The sequence below is a fragment of the Providencia sp. PROV200 genome (assembly GCF_049901995.1).
Taxonomy (GTDB): Bacteria; Pseudomonadota; Gammaproteobacteria; order Enterobacterales; family Enterobacteriaceae; genus Providencia; species Providencia rettgeri_E.
The window spans coordinates 1,147,476-1,166,569 of sequence record NZ_CP096307.1 but is presented as its reverse complement, the minus strand read 5'-3'; the positions used below and the strand labels follow the sequence as shown (position 1 = coordinate 1,166,569).

Annotated in this window: 15 protein-coding genes; 10 read left to right on the top strand and 5 right to left on the bottom strand. The window is 41.8% G+C overall.

Annotation, left to right across the window (positions count from 1 at the left end):
* The first annotated feature begins 108 nt into the window (after positions 1-108).
* The 7 genes from kdpF (at position 109) to M1E86_RS05120 (ending at position 8,474) form a co-directional block, all read left to right on the top strand.
* Entirely contained in the window at positions 109-198 is a 90-nt protein-coding gene (kdpF, locus tag M1E86_RS05150) for a K(+)-transporting ATPase subunit F (protein WP_125894147.1), read from the top strand.
* A 1-nt stretch (position 199) separates the two neighbouring features.
* Complete coding sequence (gene kdpA, locus M1E86_RS05145) at positions 200-1,903, top strand: potassium-transporting ATPase subunit KdpA (RefSeq protein ID WP_125894149.1); 1,704 nt, start codon at positions 200-202, stop codon at positions 1,901-1,903.
* Between the two features lie 13 nt (positions 1,904-1,916).
* A complete protein-coding gene (kdpB, locus tag M1E86_RS05140; protein WP_213914243.1) occupies positions 1,917-3,980 on the top strand; it encodes a potassium-transporting ATPase subunit KdpB in 2,064 nt (687 codons plus the stop codon).
* Between the two features lie 10 nt (positions 3,981-3,990).
* Positions 3,991-4,584 carry a potassium-transporting ATPase subunit KdpC gene (gene kdpC, locus M1E86_RS05135; protein WP_125894154.1) on the top strand — a complete coding sequence of 198 codons (594 nt, stop codon included), beginning with the start codon at positions 3,991-3,993 and terminating at the stop codon, positions 4,582-4,584.
* Between the two features lie 8 nt (positions 4,585-4,592).
* Positions 4,593-7,280 carry a two-component system sensor histidine kinase KdpD gene (kdpD, locus tag M1E86_RS05130; RefSeq protein ID WP_213914242.1) on the top strand — a complete coding sequence of 896 codons (2,688 nt, stop codon included), beginning with the start codon at positions 4,593-4,595 and terminating at the stop codon, positions 7,278-7,280.
* Positions 7,281-7,291: 11 nt separating this feature from the next.
* The gene (kdpE, locus tag M1E86_RS05125; RefSeq protein ID WP_213914249.1) at positions 7,292-7,981 is read left to right on the top strand and encodes a two-component system response regulator KdpE; all 690 of its coding nucleotides are present in this window, start codon (positions 7,292-7,294) and stop codon (positions 7,979-7,981) included.
* Between the two features lie 103 nt (positions 7,982-8,084).
* Positions 8,085-8,474, top strand: coding sequence for a DUF5329 family protein (locus M1E86_RS05120; protein ID WP_125894257.1), 390 nt, complete (start codon positions 8,085-8,087; stop codon positions 8,472-8,474).
* A 221-nt stretch (positions 8,475-8,695) separates the two neighbouring features.
* Here the strand turns inward: M1E86_RS05120 and glnS are convergent, their stop codons facing one another.
* The 5 genes from glnS to nagE all read right to left on the bottom strand — a co-directional run bounded on the left by glnS (position 8,696) and on the right by nagE (position 15,049).
* A complete protein-coding gene (gene glnS / locus M1E86_RS05115) occupies positions 8,696-10,363 on the bottom strand; it encodes a glutamine--tRNA ligase (protein WP_148099020.1) in 1,668 nt (555 codons plus the stop codon).
* A gap of 170 nt (positions 10,364-10,533) precedes the next feature.
* Positions 10,534-11,349, bottom strand: coding sequence for a sulfite exporter TauE/SafE family protein (locus tag M1E86_RS05110; RefSeq protein WP_213914248.1), 816 nt, complete (start codon positions 11,347-11,349; stop codon positions 10,534-10,536).
* A gap of 211 nt (positions 11,350-11,560) precedes the next feature.
* Entirely contained in the window at positions 11,561-12,367 is an 807-nt protein-coding gene (locus M1E86_RS05105) for a sel1 repeat family protein (protein WP_426099269.1), read from the bottom strand.
* 275 nt (positions 12,368-12,642) lie between these two features.
* Positions 12,643-12,750 (bottom strand): colicin E3-like toxin immunity protein, encoded by a 108-nt coding sequence (locus M1E86_RS05100; RefSeq protein ID WP_213914241.1) that lies wholly within the window; start codon positions 12,748-12,750, stop codon positions 12,643-12,645.
* Between the two features lie 271 nt (positions 12,751-13,021).
* The gene (gene nagE / locus M1E86_RS05095) at positions 13,022-15,049 is read right to left on the bottom strand and encodes an N-acetylglucosamine-specific PTS transporter subunit IIBC (protein ID WP_213914240.1); all 2,028 of its coding nucleotides are present in this window, start codon (positions 15,047-15,049) and stop codon (positions 13,022-13,024) included.
* 416 nt (positions 15,050-15,465) lie between these two features.
* Between nagE and nagB the strand changes: the two genes are divergently transcribed.
* The 3 genes from nagB to nagC all read left to right on the top strand — a co-directional run bounded on the left by nagB (position 15,466) and on the right by nagC (position 18,742).
* Positions 15,466-16,269 (top strand): glucosamine-6-phosphate deaminase, encoded by an 804-nt coding sequence (gene nagB, locus M1E86_RS05090; RefSeq protein ID WP_004909001.1) that lies wholly within the window; start codon positions 15,466-15,468, stop codon positions 16,267-16,269.
* Between the two features lie 74 nt (positions 16,270-16,343).
* Positions 16,344-17,507: an N-acetylglucosamine-6-phosphate deacetylase gene (nagA, locus tag M1E86_RS05085; RefSeq protein ID WP_213914239.1), complete on the top strand. Its 1,164-nt coding sequence runs from the start codon at positions 16,344-16,346 to the stop codon at positions 17,505-17,507.
* 11 nt (positions 17,508-17,518) lie between these two features.
* Complete coding sequence (gene nagC, locus M1E86_RS05080) at positions 17,519-18,742, top strand: DNA-binding transcriptional regulator NagC (RefSeq protein ID WP_213914238.1); 1,224 nt, start codon at positions 17,519-17,521, stop codon at positions 18,740-18,742.
* The last annotated feature ends 352 nt before the right edge of the window (positions 18,743-19,094 follow it).

The following is a 19,094-nucleotide window of genomic DNA, read 5'->3' as shown; positions in this document are numbered from 1 at the left end:
TAAATCGTTATTTTTATACTTTTTTTACACCCAGCCCATGCTTTTTATCAGCTTCTTTACAGCGAACCCTTTAGCCTTATCACATGGAAATAATAAGGAGAAAACACCGTGTCATTACTTTCCATTACTGGGGCAGTTCTTGTCATTTTACTGCTAGCGTATCTGATTTATGCCCTGCTTAACGCGGAGGATTTCTGATATGACGACGACCACATTGCTATTTTTAGGTAGTTTTTTGCTGATCCTATTCATCTTAGCAAAACCTTTAGGTAATGGGATCGCTCGGTTAATCGACAATGACATTCCCCGTCGATTAGCATCAAGTGAATCCCTACTTTGGCGTTTAACCGGTGTTAAACAGCCAGGAAGACACATGGCTGAGATGAATTGGCAACAATACGCCTTAGCGATTGTATTATTTAATATTTTAGGTTTTATTTTATTATTCGCTATTTTAATGAATCAAGGCTATTTACCGCTTAATCCACAACATTTTGAGGGAATGAGCTGGGATTTAGCCTTCAATACCGCAGTGAGTTTTATTACTAATACAAACTGGCAAGCCTATAGTGGTGAAAATACATTAAGCTATTTAAGCCAAATGGCTGGACTGACAGTGCAAAACTTTCTATCTGCAGCTACAGGACTTGCCGTTGCCTTCGCAATTATTCGTGCATTTTCACGCCATGGTAGTAAAACGGTTGGCAATGCATGGTTAGATATTTACCGAATTACGGTGTATTTACTTTTCCCTCTAGCGATTATTTTTGCACTATTTTTTGTCAGCCAAGGCGTTATTCAAAATTTTTCTAATTATTTACTTATTCATCCTTTAGATAGCAGTGAGCAATTATTGCCGATGGGGCCCGTTGCTTCGCAGGAAGCGATAAAATTGCTCGGCACAAATGGTGGTGGATTTTTTGGCTCTAACTCATCACACCCCTTTGAAAACCCAACGGCACTCAGTAATTTTGTGCAAATGCTAGCTATTTTCCTCATTCCTACCGCCCTTTGCTTTGCTTTTGGTCGTGTTGTCGGCAACAACAAACAAGGTCATACCTTACTCTGGGTTATGGGGATCATTTTTGTGGTTGCAGCCATCGTCGTGGTTAAAGCGGAATATGTAGGAAACCCGTTTTTAACCGAGCTACACGCAACGAGTTCCGCCAATATGGAAGGAAAAGAGAGTCGCTTCGGGATCGTTGGCTCCGCTTTATTTGCCGTCGTTACTACCGCGGCATCTTGTGGTGCGGTTAATGCAATGCATGACTCCTTTACCGCGATGGGCGGCATGGTACCAATGTGGTTAATGCAAATTGGTGAGGTCGTATTTGGTGGTGTCGGCTCCGGTTTATACGGTATGTTGCTATTTGTGCTACTTGCCGTGTTCCTTGCAGGCCTGATGATTGGCCGGACCCCTGAATACCTCGGTAAAAAAATCGAAGTGCGCGAAATGAAAATGGTCGCATTGGCGATTTTGGTCACCCCAACCTTAGTGCTACTAGGTACAACTATTTCATTAATGACTGAAGTTGGGCGTGCTGGGATTTTAAATCCAGGCGCTCATGGGTTTAGTGAAGTGTTATATGCTTTTTCTTCTGCTGCTAATAATAATGGTAGCGCTTTTGCAGGTCTCAGCACAAATACCCCGTATTACAATGTGCTACTTGCGATAGCAATGTTTATCGGTCGCTTTGGTGTCATTCTTCCTGTTTTAGCGATCGCGGGTTCTATGGCCAATAAAAAACCACAAGCCCAAAGCCACGCTACTTTACCCACAACAGGCCCTTTATTCATTGGGTTACTGATTTTCACTGTGCTTCTCATTGGTGCCCTGACCTTTGTACCAGCCCTTGCTTTAGGTCCAATTGCTGAACAATTACACATTGGTTTTGCGGGATGATGAGGAGGAAAATATGAACAATAAAAATATTAAATTATTCGATAATAAGCTAATCAAACAATCTATTTTTGAATCTATCAAGAAATGTACACCACAAGCACAATGGCGTAACCCTGTGATGTTTGTAGTTTTTATTGGCAGTATTATCACCACGTTTCTCTGGTTAGCCATGGTAATGGATTACACGCAAGGCAGTGCTTGGTTCAGTGGAATGATCACACTTTGGCTATGGTTTACGGTTATTTTCGCTAACTTTGCGGAAGCGCTCGCTGAAGGACGAAGCAAAGCACAAGCCCAAAGCTTAAAAGGTGTTAAACAACAAAGCAGCGCAACACGTTTAGCTTCCCCCTCACTGGAGGCAAGTCAAGAAATAGTGAGTTCAGACCAGTTACGTAAAGGTGATATTGTGTTGATCCGCGCAGGAGAAACCATTCCTTGTGACGGTGAAGTCATCGAAGGTGGTGCTTCGGTGGATGAAAGCGCAATCACAGGGGAATCCGCCCCTGTGATCCGTGAATCCGGTGGTGATTTTTCCTCTGTAACAGGAGGAACTCGCGTACTTTCCGATTGGCTGATCGTGGAGTGTACCGTTAACCCCGGTGAAACCTTCTTAGATAGAATGATTTCCATGGTTGAAGGTGCGCAACGCCGTAAAACGCCCAATGAGATTGCGTTAACTATTTTGTTAACTGCACTCACGATAATTTTTGTCCTCGTTTGTGCAACATTGTACCCTTTTACCCTTTTTGCCGCAGATTATGCAGGTGCTGGCGAGGCGGTTTCTATTTTAGTATTGATTGCCCTATTAGTCTGTTTAATTCCAACGACCATTGGCGGCTTGCTTTCATCCATCGGTGTGGCAGGGATGAGCCGCATGTTAGGGGCAAATGTAATAGCCACCAGCGGTCGTGCTGTGGAAGCAGCAGGAGACGTTGACGTTCTATTACTCGATAAAACGGGGACGATTACACTGGGCAACCGCCAAGCCTCCGAATTTTTACCGCTAACGGGTATCACTGAGCAGCAACTAGCTGATGCCGCGCAATTATCTTCCCTAGCCGATGAAACACCCGAAGGCCGCAGCATTGTAGTGCTAGCAAAACAAAAGTTTAATTTACGCGAAAGAGATATTCACGCCCTGAATGCAACCTTTGTTCCTTTCTCCGCGATGACACGTATGAGTGGTGTCAATATTGGCGAGCGAATGATCCGCAAGGGCTCTGCAGATGCCATCCGCCGTTATATCGAAGCTAACCACGGTAAATTTCCTGTTGAAGCGGATCAACTGGTCGAAAAAGTGGCCCATTTAGGTGAAACGCCACTTGTGGTGGTTGATAATAAAACGGTTTTAGGTGTCGTTGCATTAAAAGATATCGTCAAAGGGGGTATGAAAGAACGCTTTGCCCAAATGCGCAGTATGGGCATCAAAACCGTGATGATCACGGGGGATAACCACTTAACAGCCGCCGCAATTGCAGCCGAAGCAGGAGTGGATGATTTCCTTGCAGAGGCCACTCCTGAAGCCAAACTCGCGTTGATCCGCCAATATCAATCTGAAGGTCGCTTGGTTGCCATGACTGGTGACGGCACCAACGATGCACCGGCACTCGCGCAAGCGGATGTTGCGGTGGCAATGAATTCAGGCACCCAAGCAGCAAAAGAAGCCGGTAATATGGTGGATTTAGATTCTAACCCAACCAAGCTGATTGAAGTGGTGCACATTGGTAAACAGATGCTGATGACCCGAGGCTCATTAACTACCTTCAGTATTGCCAATGATATTGCTAAATACTTTGCGATTATTCCTGCGGCCTTCGCCGTAACATGGCCACAACTTAACGCATTAAATGTAATGCATTTGCACTCACCGGCCTCTGCAATTCTTTCCGCAGTGATCTTTAATGCATTAATTATTATTTTCCTGATCCCTCTAGCAATTAAAGGGGTTAATTATCGCCCAATGAGCTCACAATCATTATTGCAACGTAACTTAGGCATTTATGGTTTAGGCGGGCTGATCGTGCCATTTATTGGGATCAAGCTCATTGACCTATTTATTAGTCTCTTTGGGATATAAGGAATTGATTATGAATATGATCCGTTCATCGATTATTATGCTATTAATACTCACACTTTTTACTGGTATAGCCTACCCATTAATGGTAACCGGCCTCGCCCATGTTTTCTTTCCATGGCAGGCTAACGGCTCTTTGCTCACTCAAGATGAACACATTGTTGGCTCAGCCTTGATCGGGCAAAATGTGGATGACGCCCGCTATTTTCACGGTCGCCCCTCCTCAACTATTGATAGCCCCTACAATACATTAGCTTCTGGTGGAAGTAATTTAGCGGTCAGCAACCCATTATTACAACAAGTTATGACTGAACGCAGTGAACAACTGCGCGCAGAAAATCCCGATGCCAGTCATGCCATTCCAGCCGATTTACTCACATCGTCTGCCAGTGGCTTAGACCCCAATATTTCCGTTGATGCCGCGTTGTACCAAACGCCACGCATTGCAAAAAGCAGGCAAATTCCATTGGATGCGGTAAAATTATTGATAGAAACGCATACTGAACAGACATTGTTATCCTTTTTAGGCGAACCCGTCATTAATGTGCTAAAACTGAACTTAGCACTTGATGAATATCAACAACAAATAAATAGTCAAACTCACTAGGGGCTATGATGAACAATCAGGAACCTATCCGCCCTAACCCCGATGAACTCTTGGTCAAAGCCAATGAAATTGGACGTGGCAAATTAAAGATTTTTTTCGGGGCCTGTGCGGGTGTTGGAAAAACATATGCCATGCTCCAAGAAGCACAAAGACTCAGAGCACAAGGGCTAGATGTGCTGATTGGCGTAGTAGAAACCCATGAAAGAGAAGAAACGGCCGCGCTACTTGACGGCCTTTCACTATTGCCCCCCAGACGTATTATTCATCACGGTCGTCGTCTAAACAGCTTCGATATTGACGCCGCAATTGCTAGGCATCCAGCCATAATTTTAATGGATGAGTTAGCATTTAGTAACCCTAATGGCAGCCGTCACCCTAAACGCTGGCAAGATGTCGAAGAATTATTAGATGCTGGTATTGATGTGTTGACAACCATCAACGTTCAACATATTGAAAGCCTGAATGATATTGTGGGAAGCATTACAGGTATTCGTGTACGTGAAACGGTTCCAGATCATATTTTTGATGCTGCAGACGAGGTGGTATTAGTCGACCTTCCTCCTGACGACCTACGACAGCGCCTTAAAGAAGGCAAAGTTTATATCCCAGGACAAGCCGAACGCGCCATTGAACATTTTTTCCGTAAAGGAAATTTAATTGCACTTCGTGAACTCGCTCTTCGCCGTACTGCCGACCGGGTTGATGACCAGATGCGTGAATTTCGCGACGGTAAAGGCCAAGCACCTGTTTGGCACACTCGCGATGGACTCTTGCTATGCATTGGCCATAATACGGGAAATGAAAAATTAGTCCGTACAGCCGCGCGACTTGCCGCAAAATTTGGCAGTGTCTGGCATGCTGTTTATGTTGAAACCCCTTCACTTCATCAGCTACCTGAAACCCAGCGCAGAGCTATCTTAAAAGCGTTACGCCTTGCTCAAGACTTAGGGGCAGAAACGGCCACGTTATCCGATCCTTCAGAAGAAAAAGCCATATTACGTTATGCACGAGAACATAATTTAGGGAAAATATTAATTGGTCGGCGTAATAAAGCAAACAAATGGTTTAAGCTCAATTTACGTCCCGGGTTTGCCGATCGTCTTGGTAAGCTCGGCCCTGATCTAGATTTAGTGATCGTCGCACTTGAAGAGCAAAGTGAGTGGGATAAAGAGCCGGAAAGAAAACCATTCTCTGAAAAATGGCGATCGGATATGAATGGCTATTTAATGGCTATTGTGATGTGCGCCGCTATCACTTTATTTTCACGTACCTTTTTATTGGCCCTCGATAAAGCCAACCTCGTGACACTCTATCTATTAGGTGTCGTGTTAATTGCATTATTTTATGGTCGACGGCCCTCTGTCTTTGCCGCGCTGGTCAACGTGATCAGTTTTGACCTGTTCTTTGTTCAACCTCATTTTTCCCTTGCGATCATGGACATGCAATATTTAGTCACTTTTACGGTGATGCTAATTGTTGGGGTTGTTGTGGGGAATTTAACTGCGGGTATGCGATACCAAGCACGTATCGCTCGGTATCGAGAACAACGGACACGTCATTTATATGAAATGACAAAAGAATTAGGCCAAGCCATTACCACAGATGATATTGGAAAAACAGGGTACCATTTTCTCAATAATGCCTTCCAAGCCAAAAGTTGCTTATTATTACCTGATGAGGATGGCCAATTAACACCGTTGCAATGTGATGGCTATACTGCAATGCAAATTGATAAAGCCATTGCTAAGTGGAGTTTTGATAAGCGCCAACCTGCTGGTGCTGGTACGGATACTTTGCCAAGTGTTCCTTATCAATTACAACCGATCACCACGGCAGATCAAACCCTTGCTGTTCTTGCGATTGAGCCAAAAAATATGCGCCAATTATTGATCCCTGAGCAACAGCGTATGCTGCAAACCTTTACGGGGCTGATTGCGAGTGCTCTTGCTCGTCTACAGCTGACCAAACAAGCTGAGTCTGCCAAATTAGATATTGAACGTGAACAACTGAGAAACTCGTTACTTGCTGCACTTTCTCATGACCTAAAAACACCGCTCACCGTTTTATTCGGTCAAACCGAAATTTTAATGTTGAATTTATCGGCGGAAAACTCGCCATTAACAGAGCAAGTCAACCAAATGCGCCAACAAGTACTTAGCACTTCGCGTTTAGTGAATAATTTATTGGATATGGCTCGCTTGCAATCGGGTAGTATTCAACCCAATTTAGCATGGGAATCACTACAAGAAATTACCAGTAGTGCCGTTAGAACCTTAGATTACACCTTACACAGTCACCCTTTAGAAATTGATATTCCAGCCGATTTATTACTTTATTGCGATGCTAATTTGATTGAACGGGTTCTAATCAATCTATTAGAAAATGCCGTAAAATACAGCCATAACGATACCCCGATTGGTATTCGAGCTGCCGTTGAAGGGCAAAAAATTCATATTGAAATATGGGATGCCAGCAATGGGATCCCAAATGGGCAAGAAAAAAATATTTTCGACAAATTTTCTCGGGCGCAAAAAGAGTCAGCGATCCCAGGGGTTGGCTTAGGGCTCGCTATTTGCCGTGCTATAATTCAATTACATGAAGGGGAAATTTGGGCGCAGAATAATAATAAAGGTGGAGCCAGTTTCCACTTTGTCTTACCTCTAAAGCAACTACCTGATATCGAAGTAGAAACATAAAGGATTAGCATATTGTGAGCACTAGCCATCAAATTCTAGTTGTTGAAGATGAAAAAGAAATTCGTCGCTTTGTTCGCTTGGCGCTGGAAGGTGAAGGCTGGAAAGTCTTTGAGGCGGAAAACTATCAACGCGGCCTCATTGAGTCCGGTACGCGACAACCTGATTTATTGATTTTAGACCTTGGCTTACCTGATGGCGATGGACTCAATTTAATTCGTGAACTACGCCAGTGGAGCAGTATCCCTATCATTATTTTATCCGCTCGCGAAGAGGAGTCGCAAAAGGTGGCTGCATTGGATGCCGGCGCTGATGATTACCTGACAAAACCCTTTGGTATTAGTGAATTACTGGCTCGTGTTAGAGTCGCTTTACGGCGTTTTGGCAAAGTAACTCAAGAAAACTCAAAATGCCAGTTTGGGGATATCACTATCGATTTTATTAATCGAATTGTTACCAAGCAAGGTGAAGAGCTCCACCTTACCCCGATTGAGTTCCGTTTACTCAGTGAACTGGTGGCTAATAGTGGCAAAGTATTGACTCAACGGCATTTATTACTACAAGTGTGGGGGCCTAATTATGTGGAACATAATCATTACTTACGCATCTACATGGGCCATCTACGGCAAAAGTTGGAGAATGACCCAGCACGCCCAATTCACCTATTAACCGAAACAGGGATTGGTTATCGCTTTATGCCTTAATCGACTATTAAGAATTGAATTCTAAGAATCTTACCGATAGTTTAAATTAAAAGTCTGCTTATAATTTCTTCACCTTTATTTCTATGGAGAGAAATTCGTGCAAATGCTTACCACCCAACTATCAAATCGTTTTTCATCTGCATTAGTGCTTTTTTTAAGTGTTTTTGTAACCACTCAAGCCCTTGCATTGAGTCCTGAAGAAAAAATTCGTACTGAATCATTATTAGCAGCACTTGGTAAACAGCAGGATCTTACTTTTACTCGTAATGGCACTGAGTATTCCGCTGTCGATGCTGAGTCTCACTTGCGATTAAAACTACGTAAAACAGAGAAACGCCTCAATACTGCAGAACAATTTATTGATAACGTTGCTTCAAAATCATCCATTACTGGTGAAGAGTATCAAGTCAAAGATGCACAAGGAAATGTGATCTCAGCCAATAAATATTTGCATGAATTATTAAAAGAAAAAGTGGATAACAAACCTCAATAAGTCGTATTACCCATAGAAAAAGCCGTGATATTAATTAGAAATATCACGGCTTTTTTTGTTCTAATGCTCTCGAACAGCCCTCTAAATAATTCATTTATCAGGGGCTCATTCGTGTTGTAGGAAAGCAGCAAGACCGCTAGACCCTAGGAGTATACATAAGTATGTGACTAGGGCTAGTGGGTGAAGCTAACACACCTACAGCGCGAAGGATAACGAGGATTTTAGTTAGACTCGAGCTTAGCCCAAGTATCACGCAACCCCACAGTACGATTAAACACTAAATGATCTTCGCTGCTTAAACGGCTGTCAGCACAGAAATAGCCTTCACGCTCAAACTGATACGCCTTTTCTGCCTCTGCATTTTTCAGGCTTGGCTCAACAAAACCTTGGCGAATAACCAGTGACTCCGGGTTGATAACTGATAAGAAATCATCTTCTGCACCAGGGTTTGGTACTGTAAATAAACGGTCATACAGACGAATTTCTGCTGGTAATGCATGAGCGACGCTAACCCAATGAATAACGCCTTTGACTTTACGGCCATCTGCCGGGTCTTTATTCAGTGTGCCTGCATCATAACTACAGTAAATAGTTGTGATATTACCATCAGCGTCTTTTTCAACACGCTCTGCCTTAATAATGTATGCATTACGCAAACGAACTTCTTTGCCTAATACTAAGCGCTTATATTGGCGATTCGCTTCTTCACGAAAGTCTGCACGGTCAATATAGATTTCATTGCTAAATGGTACTTGGCGCGTACCCATCTCCGGTTTATTTGGATGGTTTGGCGCTGTTAAAATCTCTTCGCCAGCAGGCATGTTTTCAATCACCACACGAACTGGGTCGATAACCGCCATCGCACGTGGTGCTGACTCATTCAGGTCATCACGAATACAAGACTCTAAAGCGGCCATTTCAACGTTATTGTCTTGTTTAGTCACGCCGATACGTTGGCAAAATTCACGAATTGAGGCTGCGGTATAACCACGACGACGTAAACCCGAAATGGTTAACATACGTGGGTCATCCCAACCATTAACATGTTTTTCGGTGACTAGTTGGTTCAATTTACGCTTAGACATCACCGTGTATTCCAAATTCAGACGAGAAAACTCGTACTGACGTGGATGGCAATCAATGGTGATATTATCTAATACCCAATCATATAAACGACGGTTATCTTGGAACTCTAGCGTACATAATGAATGCGTAATCCCTTCTAATGCATCAGAAATACAATGCGTGAAGTCATACATTGGATAAATACACCATTTGTTGCCAGATTGGTGATGTTCCGCAAATTTAATACGATATAAAACTGGGTCACGCATCACCATAAATGGGGATGCCATATCGATTTTCGCACGTAAACACGCTTTTCCTTCTTCGAAGCCACCCGCACGCATTTTTTCGAATAATGCTAAGTTGTCTTCAATTAGGCGCTCACGGTATGGGCTATTTTTACCGGGCTCTTTGAGTGTCCCACGATATTCGCGAATTTCGTCTGGGCTGAGCTCATCAACATAAGCTAAGCCTTTTTTGATCAGCTCGATCGCGTATTGATACAAGGTATCAAAGTAGTCAGAGGAATAACGAACATCGCCGCTCCACTCAAAACCAAGCCATTTAACGTCTTCTTGAATTGAGTTAACGTATTCGACATCTTCTTTTACAGGGTTTGTATCATCAAAACGTAAGTTACATTGGCCCTGATAATCCTTGGCAATGCCAAAATTCAAGCAGATTGATTTAGCATGACCAATATGTAAATAGCCATTCGGTTCAGGTGGAAAACGCGTATGCACTGACGTGTGTTTTCCAGTCGCCAGATCTTCATCTATGATCTGACGGATAAAATTTGTTGGGCGAGCATCTGCCTCATTCATTGTCATCATTCCTCAATGCCAAAAGCGCGCTAAAAGCGTGTAGTATCTGAATATATTCTACCATAATCAATCAGGAAACAACCGTTTGATTGCGCCAAGTGCAGCAAAAGCGATGATCTGGAAGAATTTAGGGCAAAAAGCCCATCTTTACCCGCCGATATACGCTATTTTTAAGCCAGTAACATAACAGTCAAAACAATGAGTAACAGTAACGGATAACTTTGAGCATGACGTTTATCGCTCAGGTAAGGCATTAATAAAGAAGCAAAACGGATCCCTAACCACGATGTCACAATGAGAATTAATGCCCCTTTAATATAGATCATCCCCAGAAAGCCTGCTCCGAGGTCAATGTGTTTATCAATGGCGAAATAAAAATAAGTTAATGTCCCCGTGATTGCCATTGGTAATGTCAATGGGTTCGCAAAGGCAGCAGCTTGGATCATACTCGCACCTCTACGTCGCATTAAAGGAACTGTCATCACACTGCCACCAACACCTAAAAATGCCGCCACCGCACCAATCACCACTCCAATCGGGGTATCGGCAAAAATACCACCACGGGAGGCTTGTATACCTATAGATCCTGTTTTCATAAAACCAGGACGTATAAAACAATCTAGAATAGTGATAATGAGATAACCGATGAATATCCAACGAATTAATGCACTATCTACGGATAGCGCAACAATTGCCCCAAATATGCCACCAATTGAAATTGGAATAATAAAAGGACGTATAATTGGCCAGCTGAGATTCCCTTTTAAATAATGAGCGCGACTTGATAACGTTGATGAAAAAATCATCACGCAGGTTGAAGTTGCCACCGCAATCTGCATTGCCACAGTTCCTGCATCGCTTTGTGGCCCCCACACTAAGGTAATCAAGGCATATAACAGTGGAACCGTAATAAAACCGCCACCGAAGCCGAATAATGCCGTTGTTATTCCTGAAATGAATCCAAATAAACACAGTAGCCAATCCACAGATAAGTCCTCATGAGTCATTGAAAAGTTATCTTATCGATGAAAAAAGCGCCTTGCTTATGCAAACTTGACAACCTTGTTTGAGATTTCGCCAATGTTATTAATAAATGCAATTTTTTAATACGAAAAATAGCGTGTTTTTTACACGCTATTTTTAACGTATTATTCATAACTACCTTGCATATTAGTCATAAAATAAAATTTTGGTAAATTAACCAATCGCATCTTTCTCTTTCTGATTTCCTCTATGTTTTTTTAAGTACGCTTCTATTTTCTTTTCTACTTTATCATTACATTCTTTTACCCAGATACGGTTATTCGGGTTTTGTTGCTTACATTTATCACCTTCATTTGATATTTTGAGTAAATCAACATATGTATCAAAATTCTTGAGGTAATATGCATCTTGCCCCTTTGGGTTATCTCTTGCGGCCATTTCTAAATAGTATTTAGCTTTCTTAAAGTCCTGAGGGATCCCGCCGAGTCCATGTAAATAAATCGTCGAAAGATTTTTTACTGCGACAAGTACCTTATTACCATGAAGGTGGTAAGCTCGTTCATAATATGAAATTGCTTCTGGCATATTTATTTCCCCCCCATTACCATGCTGATAGTTTACCCCTGTAAATAACAGAGCTAACCCATTATTAGAATTAATTTTTAATACTCTCTTCAAAAAGAAATTTGCCAGTGCACACTCTTCTTTTGCAGCTTTCACATTATGTAAATGCTTAAAATCGGTGCAACCAATTCTGAAAAAAGAAAACAAGACATAATTATCATCTTCATTATTATTTTTTAATGCCCGATGATATAACTCAAGCACTTGCTGTTGGTTTGCAGGATAAGAAACTTTTTTAGGTAGGTCAGGGTCATAACGTAGTTCTGTTTCATTATACCCAATGGTATATAGACGATCTCTTACAGTTGGAATTAAAGGAGGATTTGTATTTCCTCCCCAAGTTGGAGTCCCTATTATGAACGCTCCTATAACGATAAACCATGAAATCAACCTCACGAAATTTCTCCTAAATCATAAGTCGAGAGTGAAGTTATAAGTATTTCACTAATTCAGTCATATTACATATTCCTTATGTTTTTGTTTTAGATAAATATTAATTTGTATAAAACAAGTAAATTAAATTATTTACTAATAATTTATAAATATAGATAATTACCATTCTTCTCGATAATCTAATAAAACTTGATAATCATATTTATTAATATTTAACTTTATTTTTTATATGCTTTTGAAGATTAGAGACCCAATCAAAAAGCACATCAAAACAACCATTATAATAATATTTCCTTCAGGGTTAATAGTTTTTCTATAATGCTACCATCATCCCCTAAGCCAAGAGAATACTCTTCACCAACATATTCATTTGGTTTATTTATCAAACCAAATGAATTTTTAATCCCATTCCTTTCTCCTTATAGATACTTTTTTATAATTATTTTAGGCGCTTTAATTTTAATTATTCGCGTATTTTAGAAAAAACACCTCCCCACAAAGCTAACAATTAATTATATTTTCTTTATAAACCAAACTCAATTGATAGTGATTATCATTATTTGTTATACCCTGTATGATTATCTTTTTCTTATTTAACCACCATAAAAAAAGGGTGGCCTAAGCCACCCTCTTACTCACTTATAATATTAAACTAAATTATTTCAGAACATTATAAATAACCGTTTCGCCTGCTTTCACATCGCCTTCAACTAAAATCTCGACACCAGCGAAGTCATCAATATTGCTGATGATAACTGGGCTAATCATTGATTTAGCATTGGCCTCAAGGAACGCAAGGTCGAGGTTCAGAATTGGTGTGCCAGCGGTTACTTCAGCTCCTTCTTCCACTAAACGTGCACAACCTTCGCCTTTCAGTGCAACAGTATCAATCCCCATATGAACAATGAGTTCGACACCATTTTCTGTTTCAAGGCAGAATGCATGATTAGTTTCGAAAATTTTCACCACCGTACCTGATGCCGGCGCTAACACTTCACTGCTTGTTGGTTTGATGGCAATACCATCGCCCACAATACGGCTAGAGAACGCTTCATCTGGCACATCGTCAAGTGAGAAAACTTGACCACTCACTGGCGCAACCAGAGATAAAATCACATTGCCTTTAGCTTTCGCAGGCTCTGTGGCTTTTTTCTCTTCTGCCGCTGCAACTGGCGCAGAACCTGCAATTGGGCCTTTTGCAATCACTTCAGTCATTGCTTTTGCCACTAATTCAGCACGTGTACCGACAATCACTTGCACATTTTGTTTGCTTAAGCGGATAACACCTGAAGCCCCTAAACGTTTTGTCATGGCGTCATTAACAATCGCTGAATCTTTAACACCTAAACGTAAACGAGTGATACAGGCATCAATACTGACGATGTTGTCGCTACCACCCACCGCTGCAACATATTGGCGAGCTTCTTTTTGAATATCACTATCACTGCTATCGGCAGGGCTAATGCTTTCGTCATAACCATCAATAGTTTCATCCCCTGCACTCTCTTCACGGCCTGGGGTTAACAGGTTGAATTTGCGGATCATGAAACGGAAAATGACATAATAAATGCAGAAGAAGATTAGGCCTTGGACAATCAACATATACCACTGAACGGCTAATGGGTTACGTGATTGCAATAACATATCGACTAAACCTGCGCTGAAGCCGAACCCTGAGATCCATTCCATTGTTGCTGCGATATAAACCGAGATACCGGTTAACAATGCGTGGACTACGTACAGAATCGGTGCCACGAACATGAAGGAGAATTCAAGCGGCTCAGTGATACCGGTGAAGAATGCCGCGAACGCACCGGCAATCATAATACCAGCAACTTTTGCCTTATTTTCTGGACGTGCACAGTGGTAAATCGCTAATGCCGCACCAGGTAAACCAAACATCATGATTGGGAAGAAGCCCGCTTGATAACGACCCGTAATACCTACTGTTGCAAGGCCTGCTTCAATTGACTTAGCACCGCCTAAGAAGTTTGGAATATCATTGATCCCTGCAACGTCAAACCAGAACACTGAGTTAAGTGCATGGTGGAGACCCACAGGAATTAATAAACGGTTGAAAAATGCGTAAATCCCCGCGCCCACAGAGCCTAAGTCTTTAATGCTTTCACCGAAAGAGACTAAACCGTTATAGACCACTGGCCACACATACATCAGTATGAAGGCTAAGATGATCATTAAGAATGATGTCAGAATGGGTACAAGGCGACGGCCGCTAAAGAAAGACAATGCTTTTGGTAGCTCTACGCCACTGTAGCGGTTGTACAATTCTGCAGACAGTACCCCAACTAAGATACCCACGAACTGGTTATTTATTTTACCGAATGCCGCAGGAACGCTTTCCAACGGAACATTCATGATCATGGAATAAGATGCAGGCGAACACAGTGTTGTCACGACTAAAAAGCCAACAAAACCGGTCAGTGCAGCAGCACCGTCTTTATCTTTTGACATCCCATAAGCAACACCAATAGCAAATAGCACGGACATATTATCAATAATAGCCGCGCCCGATTTAATCAGTAACGCCGCGATTGCACTATTGGCTCCCCAACCATCTGGGTCAATCCAATAGCCAATCCCCATCAGGATTGCTGCAGCTGGTAGTACCGCAACTGGCACCATAAGTGCCCTACCAATCCGCTGTAAGTAGCTAAGAATATTCACAAACTCCCCCTTTATCGCCCTATTTTTGTCCCATTTACGGGATCTTCTTGTTCACACACCTAAATCATAATTTAGGTTATTGAGAGTATCAATTTCATAGTCTAAATTAATTGTTTCGCGATGCAAAATAAATAGGTTCGATTTGTGATAAATATCAACGAAAGAGTTACTGATATGACTAAATTACTAGCTATTATTGAAAACTTATTTTATGATTAAAAATAACTTTTTTATGCTATTAACCTGTATATTCTCAGCACACTTGAATGCATGAACTGAAACAAAAACAGCAGGTCAAGCAAGTGATAATGCACAATAAATTTGAAGTATAACGAGTATTCCTATATCTAATGAATAACATCAGGGATACATATATATATGAAAGATTTCACAGACTTATTAGAGGTAATTAAGACATGAGGCTAATTCCACTTAACAATGCGCATGATGTCGGCATTTGGTCCGCACAGTATATCGCTGATAAAATCAACGCATTCAACCCTACTGCTGATCGCCCTTTCGTTCTTGGGCTACCAACAGGTGGCACCCCTCTTGCAACTTATAAGGCACTGATTGCTTTATATAACGCAGGAAAAGTCAGTTTTAAGCATGTGGTCACATTTAATATGGATGAATATATTGGTATTCCAGCTAATCATCCTCAAAGCTATCACACATTTATGCATGAGAATTTCTTTAACCACATCGATATTCAAGCGCAAAATATTAATTTACTGAATGGCAATGCCCCTGATGTTGATGCAGAATGCCAACGTTATGAAGATAAAATTAAATCTTACGGCAAAATTAATTTATTTATGGGCGGCGTAGGTAACGACGGTCATATTGCTTTCAATGAACCGGGGTCTTCACTGAACTCTCGTACTCGCATTAAGACATTAACGCCCGAAACACGCCAAGCTAACTCACGTTTTTTTGATAACGATATCAACCAAGTACCAAAATTCGCTTTAACTGTGGGAGTTGCCACATTAATGGATGCTGAAGAGTTAATGGTACTCGCGACAGGTGCAAATAAAGCCAATGCAGTTCATGCTGCGGTAGAAGGTTCAATCAACCATATGTGGACAGTAAGCTGCGTGCAAATGCATCCAAAAGCACTGGTCGTCTGTGATGAACCCGCAACACTCGAATTAAAAGTCAAAACGCTTAAATATTTCAAACAGCTAGAATCTGAAATTATTGAAAAGTTTAACTAATATTATATTTATCAATCACCCGGTCAGCGAAGGCTGATCGGTGACCCACCTTCCAGAGGTCAGGAGTTTAAGCCATGTATGCATTAACAAATTGCATTATTTATACAGGTCATGAAAGACTGGATAACCATGCGGTCATCGTCGATGGTGAAATCATCAAAGATGTTTGTCCTGTCTCTGAATTACCTTCCCATATTTCACAGCATGACCTACAAGGTGCAATCTTGTCCGCTGGGTTTATTGACCTGCAAGTCAACGGCTGTGGTGGTGTCCAATTCAATGATAATAAAGAAAATGTCACATTAAAGAATTTGGATATCATGCAAAAAGCCAATGAACGCACGGGATGTACCAGTTATTTGCCAACGCTGATTACGTGCTCTGACGAATTAATGAAGCATGGTATTGAGGTCATGACCGAGTATTTAAAAGACCACAAGAACCAAGCTCTCGGGCTCCATTTAGAAGGCCCATATATTAATGTTATTAAAAAAGGCACACATAACCCTGAATTTATCCGCCAACCATCCGCGCAGATGATTGATTATTTAGCCGCCCATGCAGATGCGATAACGAAAATCACATTAGCACCTGAAATGGTTGAAGTTAATTATATTCATCAATTGAAAGATGCAGGGATTGTGATTTCAGCTGGGCACTCAAATGCAACTTACGAGGAAGCCAAACTAGGTTTTAAAGCCGGAATCCGCTTTTCAACGCACCTTTTTAACGCCATGCCATATATTTCAGGCCGTGGCCCGGGTTTAGTAGGGGCTATTTATGACACCCCTGAAGTTTACGCCGGAATTATTGCGGATGGCTTACATGTCCAATGGGCAAATATCCGTAATAGCAAACACTTAAAAGGTGATAAATTAATTTTAGTGACTGATGCCACCGCGCCCGCAGGAATAGATCCTCAAACTGGTGAAATGGATCATTTTATCTTCGCAGGTAAAACCATATACTACCGCGATGGATTATGTGTAGATGAAAATGGCACACTCAGCGGCTCATCACTAACAATGATAGAAGCAGTAAGAAACAGTGTAGAGTACGTGGGTATTCCATTAGATGAAACACTGAGAATGGCAACGCTCTACCCCGCAAGAGCCATTGGAGTTGATGAGACGTTAGGGTCTATCGCTCCGGGTAAAATTGCGAATTTAACCGCGTTTAACCACGACTTCGACGTCCTCGCAACCTATGTTAACGGAGCAGAAGTCTACAAAAAATGAGTAACTAGCTAATGAATCAAAGCCACTCGCTGAAGCAAATTGGTAATATTGATCTCGTCAAACAACTCAATAGCGCTGTCGTCTATAGTTTGATTGACCAACATGGCCCGATATCAAGAATTCAAATCGCGGAGCAAAGCCAACTTGCCCCAGCCAGTGTCACTAAAATCACTCGCCAACTACTCGAACGTGGCTTAATTAAAGAAGTTGACCAACAGGCCTCCACTGGGGGCCGACGTGCCATATCGATTGTCTCCGAACACAAAAATTTTCACACCATTGGCGTTCGTTTAGGCCGCTATGATGCCACCATCGCCTTATACGACTTAGGTGGCAAAATGATTATCGATGCTCATTACCCTATCACGGAACCTTCTCAGCAAGCGGTAGAACAAAAGCTGATTTCCGCCCTTGAAGATTTTATCGAACATAATCAAAAACGCTTAAAAGAGTTAATCGCAATTTCGATTATTCTCCCTGGGTTAGTTAACCCAAATAGTGGAATTGTCTACTACATGCCACATATCAAAGTTGACAATTGGCATCTCATCGATAATTTACAAGCGCACTTTAGAATAACGTGTTATGCAGGGCACGATATTCGCAGCCTAGCGCTCGCTGAGAGCTACTTTGGTGCAACCCGTGATTGCGAAGACTCACTCCTCGTCCGTATTCACAGGGGGGCAGGGGCAGGTTTGGTCATCAATAAAGAGATATTGCTCAACCACCGAGGTAACCTCGGGGAAATCGGCCATATCCAAGTTGACCCACTCGGTGAACTTTGTCACTGTGGCAATTTTGGTTGTTTAGAAACCATTGCCTCAAACCAAGCGATTGAAGCTCGTGTAAAACAACGTTTAGAACAAGGCTATTCAAGCTCCCTTACATTGGAAAATTGTACGATTTCCCATATTTGCCAAGCCGCCAATACAGGAGACCCACTTGCCAATGAAGTTATTCAGCATGTTGGCCGTCAAATTGGTAAAGCGATTGCTATCTCAATAAACTTGTTTAACCCTGAAAAAGTCGTCATTGCAGGCGATATCACGGAAGCAGAACAAATTCTGTTACCCGCGATTCAAAGCTGCATTGACACACAAGCCTTAAAAGGGTTTAGGGAGAATCTCCCCATCGTCACGTCACAGTTAGTTCATAACTCTGCGATAGGCGCTTTCGCACTCACTAAACGGGCAATGCTCAATGGTGAATTATTACAAAAACTGTTTGAAAGCTAATTTTTACCGTTGTTCTCTTTAAAGCAGGTCGAGATACCTGCTTTTTTATTAGCGACAATCTGAACGTTTCGTTTCATAAGCTATTTTTCTATCGCGTCGTCTTCTCCCTCCTTTGTTCCTGTTACAAATTTTTGCGTTCTTTCACTGTATGACTTCACGCGTCACCAAATTACATTTATCTAACAGGTAAGACAAAAAGTGATTTTTTTCAAATACGGGCTTGTTTTTTGCTGGCTTTATCGACAAAATGATTATTCAACAAACAAACAGTCACGTTTTCTAAAAAATAGTGCAAAAAGCTGTTGACTGTCGGGTCTGTAATTAGCATAATGCGCCCCGCAACGCCGACGAA

Excerpts from the sequence above, each read along its gene's own strand:
- kdpA (WP_125894149.1), top strand. The coding sequence starts at position 200 with ATGACGACGACCACATTGCTATTTTTAGGTAGTTTTTTGCTGATCCTA.
- kdpB (WP_213914243.1), top strand. The coding sequence starts at position 1,917 with ATGAACAATAAAAATATTAAATTATTCGATAATAAGCTAATCAAACAA.
- kdpC (WP_125894154.1), top strand. The coding sequence starts at position 3,991 with ATGAATATGATCCGTTCATCGATTATTATGCTATTAATACTCACACTT.
- kdpD (WP_213914242.1), top strand. The coding sequence starts at position 4,593 with ATGAACAATCAGGAACCTATCCGCCCTAACCCCGATGAACTCTTGGTC.
- M1E86_RS05120 (WP_125894257.1), top strand. The coding sequence starts at position 8,085 with ATGCTTACCACCCAACTATCAAATCGTTTTTCATCTGCATTAGTGCTT.
- glnS (WP_148099020.1), bottom strand. The coding sequence starts at position 10,363 with ATGAATGAGGCAGATGCTCGCCCAACAAATTTTATCCGTCAGATCATA.
- nagB (WP_004909001.1), top strand. The coding sequence starts at position 15,466 with ATGAGGCTAATTCCACTTAACAATGCGCATGATGTCGGCATTTGGTCC.
- nagA (WP_213914239.1), top strand. The coding sequence starts at position 16,344 with ATGTATGCATTAACAAATTGCATTATTTATACAGGTCATGAAAGACTG.
- nagC (WP_213914238.1), top strand. The coding sequence starts at position 17,519 with ATGAATCAAAGCCACTCGCTGAAGCAAATTGGTAATATTGATCTCGTC.